Origin of the sequence: Serratia sp. Res13-Sevr-LER1-36-b, from assembly GCF_015673035.1 — a bacterium.
Lineage (GTDB): Bacteria > Pseudomonadota > Gammaproteobacteria > Enterobacterales > Enterobacteriaceae > Chania > Chania fonticola_C.
Window position 1 is genome coordinate 53,890 of the sequence record NZ_JADACK010000034.1, and the last position, 6,048, is coordinate 59,937.

At 56.3% G+C, this 6,048-nt stretch carries 2 protein-coding genes; one reads left to right on the forward strand and one right to left on the reverse strand.

Annotated elements, in window-relative coordinates; translation table 11 throughout:
• Positions 1-3: 3 nt before the first annotated feature.
• The gene (malP, locus tag IMQ33_RS20715; RefSeq protein ID WP_196062628.1) at positions 4-2,409 is read right to left on the reverse strand and encodes a maltodextrin phosphorylase; all 2,406 of its coding nucleotides are present in this window, start codon (positions 2,407-2,409) and stop codon (positions 4-6) included.
• Between the two features lie 592 nt (positions 2,410-3,001).
• Between malP and malT the strand changes: the two genes are divergently transcribed.
• Positions 3,002-5,716 carry an HTH-type transcriptional regulator MalT gene (gene malT, locus IMQ33_RS20720; RefSeq protein WP_065684004.1) on the forward strand — a complete coding sequence of 905 codons (2,715 nt, stop codon included), beginning with the start codon at positions 3,002-3,004 and terminating at the stop codon, positions 5,714-5,716.
• Positions 5,717-6,048 lie beyond the last annotated feature (332 nt).

The following is a 6,048-nucleotide window of genomic DNA, read 5'->3' on the forward strand; positions in this document are numbered from 1 at the left end:
TCCTTAACGCTTGGCTTGCCAAATGCGTTGCTGATAGTCACGGATCGAACGATCCGAACTGAACATGCCTACGCGCGCGGTGTTAAGGATAGTGCGGCGCGTCCATTCGTCGCGGTCACGATACAGTTTGTCTACCTGCCGTTGAGCTTCGCAGTAGGAAGCAAAGTCCGCCAGCACCAGATACGGATCCCCCCCTTCCAACAGGCTGTGCAGCATCATATCGAAAGCGTGCTTGTCACCGTGACTGAATGCGCCGCTGGCCAGTTCGTCCAGGATCGCTTTCAGGTGCTTGTCTTTCTTGCGATAGCTCAGCGGGTCATAACCCTTGGCCAACAGCGCTTTGACCTGCTCCACGGTGTTGCCGAAGATAAAGATGTTGTCCTCGCCGACCTGCTCGGCGATCTCGACGTTAGCTCCGTCCAGCGTGCCAACGGTCAGTGCACCGTTCAGCGCCAGCTTCATATTCCCGGTGCCCGACGCTTCTTTACCGGCGGTGGAGATCTGCTCGGAAATGTCCGCCGCCGGGATCATCAGTTCAGCGACGGAAACGCGGTAATCAGGGATGAAGGCCACTTTCAGGCGATCCTTGACGATCGGATCGTTATTGATCTTCTCTGCGGCCTGGTTGATCGCATAGATGATGTTCTTCGCCAGGTAGTAGCCCGGCGCGGCTTTGGCACCAAACAGGAATACGCGTGGCACGATGTCCAGATCGGGGTTATCCCGCAATTGGCGATACAGCGAAAGAATGTGCAGCAGGTTCAGGTGCTGGCGCTTGTACTCGTGCAGGCGTTTGATCTGCACGTCGAAGATCGCGTCTGGATTGAGCGTCAATCCCATTACGCGGTGCACGTAGTTGGCCAAGATCACCTTGTTATCACGCTTGATCTGCTGATATTTCTCGCGGAATGCGGCATCTTCGGCATATTTTTCCAGCCCCTTCAGCGCATCAAGATCGTTGGCCCACTCCACTTTCAGGGTGCTATCGATCAGGCCTGACAATGCCGGGTTACACTGCTTGAGCCAGCGGCGCGGCGTAATGCCGTTGGTGACGTTGTGGAATTTGTTCGGCCACAGCTGGTGATATTCCGGGAACAGATCTTTGACTACCAGATCCGAGTGCAGCTGAGCCACACCGTTCACCGCAAAACCGCTGACCACGCACAAGTTGGCCATGCGCACCTGCTTGTTGTGGTGCACTGCCAGCTTGGCCCACACCGCCTCATCGCCCGGCCAGTGTTGGTCTACCAACCGCTTAAAGTTGGCGTTGATCTGCTTGATGATAGAGAAGTGGCGCGGCAGCAGGCTGCGCACCAGTTTCTCATCCCAGCACTCCAAGGCTTCCGGCATCAGGGTGTGGTTGGTATAGGCAAAGGTCTTGCTGGTGATCGCCCAGGCTGCATCCCAATCCAGTTGATGCTCATCGAGCAGAATACGCAGCAGCTCTGGAATGGCGATGGTTGGGTGGGTGTCGTTGAGTTGGATCACTTCGTACTTCGGCAACTCTTCAATCTTGCGCCCGGCCAGATGGTGTTTACGCAGAATATCGGCCACCGAGCAGGCACACTGGAAATACTGCTGCATCAGGCGCAGGCGTTTGCCAGCCTGATGGTTGTCATTCGGATAGAGCACCTTGGTCAGCTTGGCGGCTTCTACGCCCTGCTTTTCCGCCAGCAGGAATTTGCCGTCGTTGAAATCCCCCAGATCGAATGGATGACTATGCGTTGCCTGCCACAGGCGCAGCGGCTGGGTGACCCCGTTACGGAAGCCCAACACCGGCAGATCCCAAGCTTCCCCACGCAGGGTAAACTCCGGGTGCCACAGCTCGCGGCCATCGGCCAGTTTCTCTATCTTGCCACCAATCCCGACATCCACCGCCAACGCAGCATTATGGCGGAACCACGGGTAGCTCTCGCGCTGCCAGTTATCCGGTGCCTCTTGCTGATGACCCTCTTTGAACGACTGACGGAACAGCCCATATTGATAGTTCAGCCCATAGCCGGTAGCCGGTTGCTCCACCGTAGCCATCGAGTCCAGGAAGCAAGCGGCTAAACGCCCCAGGCCCCCGTTCCCCAACGCCGGATCGGTTTCCTGCTCCAACAGATCGGCCAGCTTGACGTCCTGCTCTGCCAATGCGGCCTCAACGGTGTCATACCAGCCGAGGTTGATCAGGTTGTTGGCCGTCAGGCGGCCAATCAGGAATTCCATCGAGATGTAGTTTACATGGCGCAACGACTTGCTGCTTTTACGCGGTGCAGGCTGCGCAGCCAGCTGTTCGGCGAGAGCGGCACTCACGGCCTCCCACCATTGATGCTGAGTCATCTGCTGTGCGGAGCTGAGGCCAAAACGCTGCCACTGACGAGTCAGTGCAGCCAGAAAAACGTCCTTTTTGAGCATAGGCTGTGACATAGGTAAAACTCTCTATCCGGTGTACCCGTCGTCTTTCAAGCGGCAACTTGAGTTCCATTGGGTAGTAAATGGGCCAATTTTTTCACTATCGTGCCGGGGAGAACCCGCAATGGCATCATCCCGCCTGGGGGTTAGCTGGGGAGGAGGATTGGGGCGTAGCTGAAACTGTGATCTCAGGCACTTTTTAAGCCCCCTTGCGTGCGGTAAGAAAGCCCATCGATATCACCGGTGAGCATAAAATCGGCGGAAAACCTCAGGACGTTAGCACAGTTATGATAGCTGATGAAGTTTTGTACTTGTCCACTAACAGCCGAAAAACAGGGTAATTTCTGAGGGTAATCAGGCGCGATGTAAAGCGCAGTTAGAGCGGAACCGGGGGCAAACATAAAAAAGTGTGATCAATAGCAATTTAACTTCAAGCCAAAGCGCAAGCTTGTTGCATTACCGTTGACGATGTTCGAAGTTAAAGAGGGGGATTAATTACGAGCTACAAAATAATTAACTCAACCCGGTCCCGAGACAGGAACACGGTGAAATAATTCCTTCGGGCAGTCCTTCGGCGGCGGGAACCGCACTTTACACCTGGAATATTATGCTGATCCCATCAAAACTGAGCCGTCCGGTACGGCTGCAAAATACCGTGGTACGCGATCGTCTGCTGGCGAAGTTGGCCGGCGCGGCGAACTATCGCCTGACATTGGTCAATTGCCCGGCAGGCTACGGTAAGACCACGTTGGTGGCACAATGGGCTGCGGGCAAATCGGATCTGGGGTGGTACTCCCTGGACGAGAGCGACAACCAGCCAGAGCGCTTCGCCAGCTATCTGATCGCTGCGCTGCAACAGGCCACCACTGGCCACTGCGTGAAAAGCGAGGCATTAAGCCAGAAACATCAATACGCCAACCTTTCGGCGCTGTTTGCCCAGCTGTTTATCGAGCTGTCTGACTGGCACCAGCCGTTGTACCTGGTGATCGACGATTACCACCTGATCACTAATGACCAGATCCATGAAGCGATGCGTTTCTTTCTGCGCCACCAGCCAGAAAATCTGACGCTGCTGATCCTTTCCCGCACCCTGCCTCCCCTGGGAATTGCCAATCTTCGCGTACGCGATCAGCTGTTAGAGCTGAGCACGCGCCAGTTGGCTTTTAATCACCAGGAGGCGAAACAGTTCTTTGACTGCCGCCTTACCTCCCCACTGGAGCACAATGACAGCAGCCGTCTGTGTGACGAAGTGGAGGGCTGGGCAACCGCCTTGCAGCTAATCGCGCTCTCCGCTCGTCAATCCACCTCTTCCGCTCAGCAATCTGCCAAACGTCTGGCCGGGCTGAACGCCAGCCACCTGTCCGATTATCTGGTGGATGAGGTGCTGGATCGCGTTGATGCCGATGCTCGGGCGTTCCTGTTGCGCTGCTCGGTACTGCGTTCGATGAACGACGCGTTGATTGTTCGCCTGACCGGAGAAGACAACGGCCAGCAGCGCCTGGAAGAGCTTGAACGCCAAGGCCTGTTTATTCACCGTATGGACGACACCGGCGAATGGTTCTGTTTCCATCCGCTGTTTGCCTCGTTCCTGCGCCAGCGTTGCCAGTGGGAATTGGCGCTGGAACTGCCAGGCCTGCACCATGCGGCGGCGGAAGGTTGGCTGGCGCTCGGGTACCCGGCGGAAGCCATTCACCATGCGTTGGCAGCCAGCGATGTCAGCATGTTGCGCGATATCCTGTTGCAACATGCCTGGTCGTTGTTCCATCACAGCGAACTGGCCTTGCTGGAGGAGTGTCTGAATGCCCTGCCGTACGAACGGCTGATCCAAAATCCGAAACTGGCGCTGCTGCAAGCCTGGCTGGCACAAAGCCAACACCGTTACAGCGAAGTGAACACCCAGTTGGAACGCGCCGAACAGGCCATGCTCCAGCAAAAGATCGTCATTGACCAGACTCTGCATGCTGAATTTGACGCGCTGCGTGCTCAGGTGGCGATCAACGCCGGTAAACCGGAAGAGGCCGAACGCCTGGCCACCGAGGCGCTGAAATTCCTGCCGCTATCCAGCTATTACAGCCGCATCGTGGCCACCTCCGTTACCGGTGAGGTTCACCACTGCAAGGGAGAGCTTGCACGGGCGCTGCCCATGATGCAGCAAACCGAACAGATGGCTCGCCGCCATCAGGCTTATCACTATGCACTGTGGGCGCTGTTGCAGCAGAGCGAAATTCTGATCGCGCAAGGGTTCCTGCAAGCCGCCTATGAAACGCAGGATAAGGCCTTCGAACTGGTGCGTGAACAGCATCTGGAGCAGTTACCGATGCACGAATTCCTGCTGCGCATCCGCTCACAGGTGCTCTGGTCATGGTCACGGTTGGACGAAGCCGAAGAAGCCGCACGTGAAGGGCTGAAGGTGTTGGCTAACTACCAGCCGCAGCAGCAGTTGCAATGCCTGGCGATGTTGGCGAAATGCTCGCTGGCGCGTGGCGATCTGGATAATGCCAATGCTCACCTGCTGCGCAGCGAAGTCTTGCTGCATGGCTCGCAGTATCACCGGGACTGGCTGACCAATGCCGATAAACCAAGGGTGATCTACTGGCAGATGACCGGTGATACCACCGCAGCGGCCAATTGGCTGCGCCATACCGAAAAGCCGGGGATGGCCAACAACCACTTTATGCAGGGGCAATGGCGTAATATCGCCCGCGTGCAGATCCTGCTTGGGCAGTACGAAGAAGCCGAAGTGGTGTTGGACGAGCTGAACGAAAATGCCCGCCGCCTGCGGTTGGTGAGCGATCTCAACCGTAACCTGCTGCTCAGTAACCATCTCTACTGGCAGATGGACCGCAAAGTGGATGCCCAGCGCGCGTTGATAGAGTCACTTTCGCTGGCCAACCGTACCGGGTTTATCAGCCACTTTGTGATCGAGGGAGAGGCCATGGCGCAGCAACTTCGTCAACTGATCCAACTCAACACGCTGCCGGAAATGGAACAGCATCGCGCCCAGCGCATTCTGCGCGATATCAACCAGCATCACCGGCACAAGTTCGCCCATTTTGACGAGAACTTCGTCGATAAGCTGCTAACTCACCCGCAAGTGCCAGAATTGATCCGCACCAGCCCGCTGACACAGCGTGAATGGCAGGTGCTGGGTCTGATTTACTCCGGTTACAGCAACGATCAGATCGCCGGGGAACTGGCCGTGGCGGCCACCACCATCAAAACCCATATCCGTAATCTGTACCAGAAACTGGGGGTCGCACATCGGCAGGAAGCGGTGCAGCAGGCGCAGCAGTTGCTGAAAATGATGGGTTATGGCGCATAGTTTTAAAAGCAGATCAGTATGTTAAGTCCGGTATGGCGGCCCTCACTCTACCCCTTGTATGTTTAAAGACACTTTAATTACCCGCCCAAAGGCGGGTAGACTTTAACCGAGTTGTACCTGACGCCACAGCCCGTTTCCCCTCTGGGACAACAAGCCCGCGGGAGAGCTTATGGCGTGGCGTCAGTTTTCCTGTTAACCCGAACAGCTGCCAGGGCGGCATCAGCCAGCCCGTATCTTACAAGGCCGGGAGACTTGAAATGACTGAACATGCAACCGTCGGTATCGACATTGCCAAAGACACTTTTGATGTATACATCGACTCAACTCGTCAG

What these genes read in the sequence shown, in the direction of transcription:
- malT (WP_065684004.1), top strand. Translation starts at nt 3,002, where the DNA reads ATGCTGATCCCATCAAAACTGAGCCGTCCGGTACGGCTGCAAAATACC.
- malP (WP_196062628.1), bottom strand. Translation starts at nt 2,409, where the DNA reads ATGTCACAGCCTATGCTCAAAAAGGACGTTTTTCTGGCTGCACTGACT.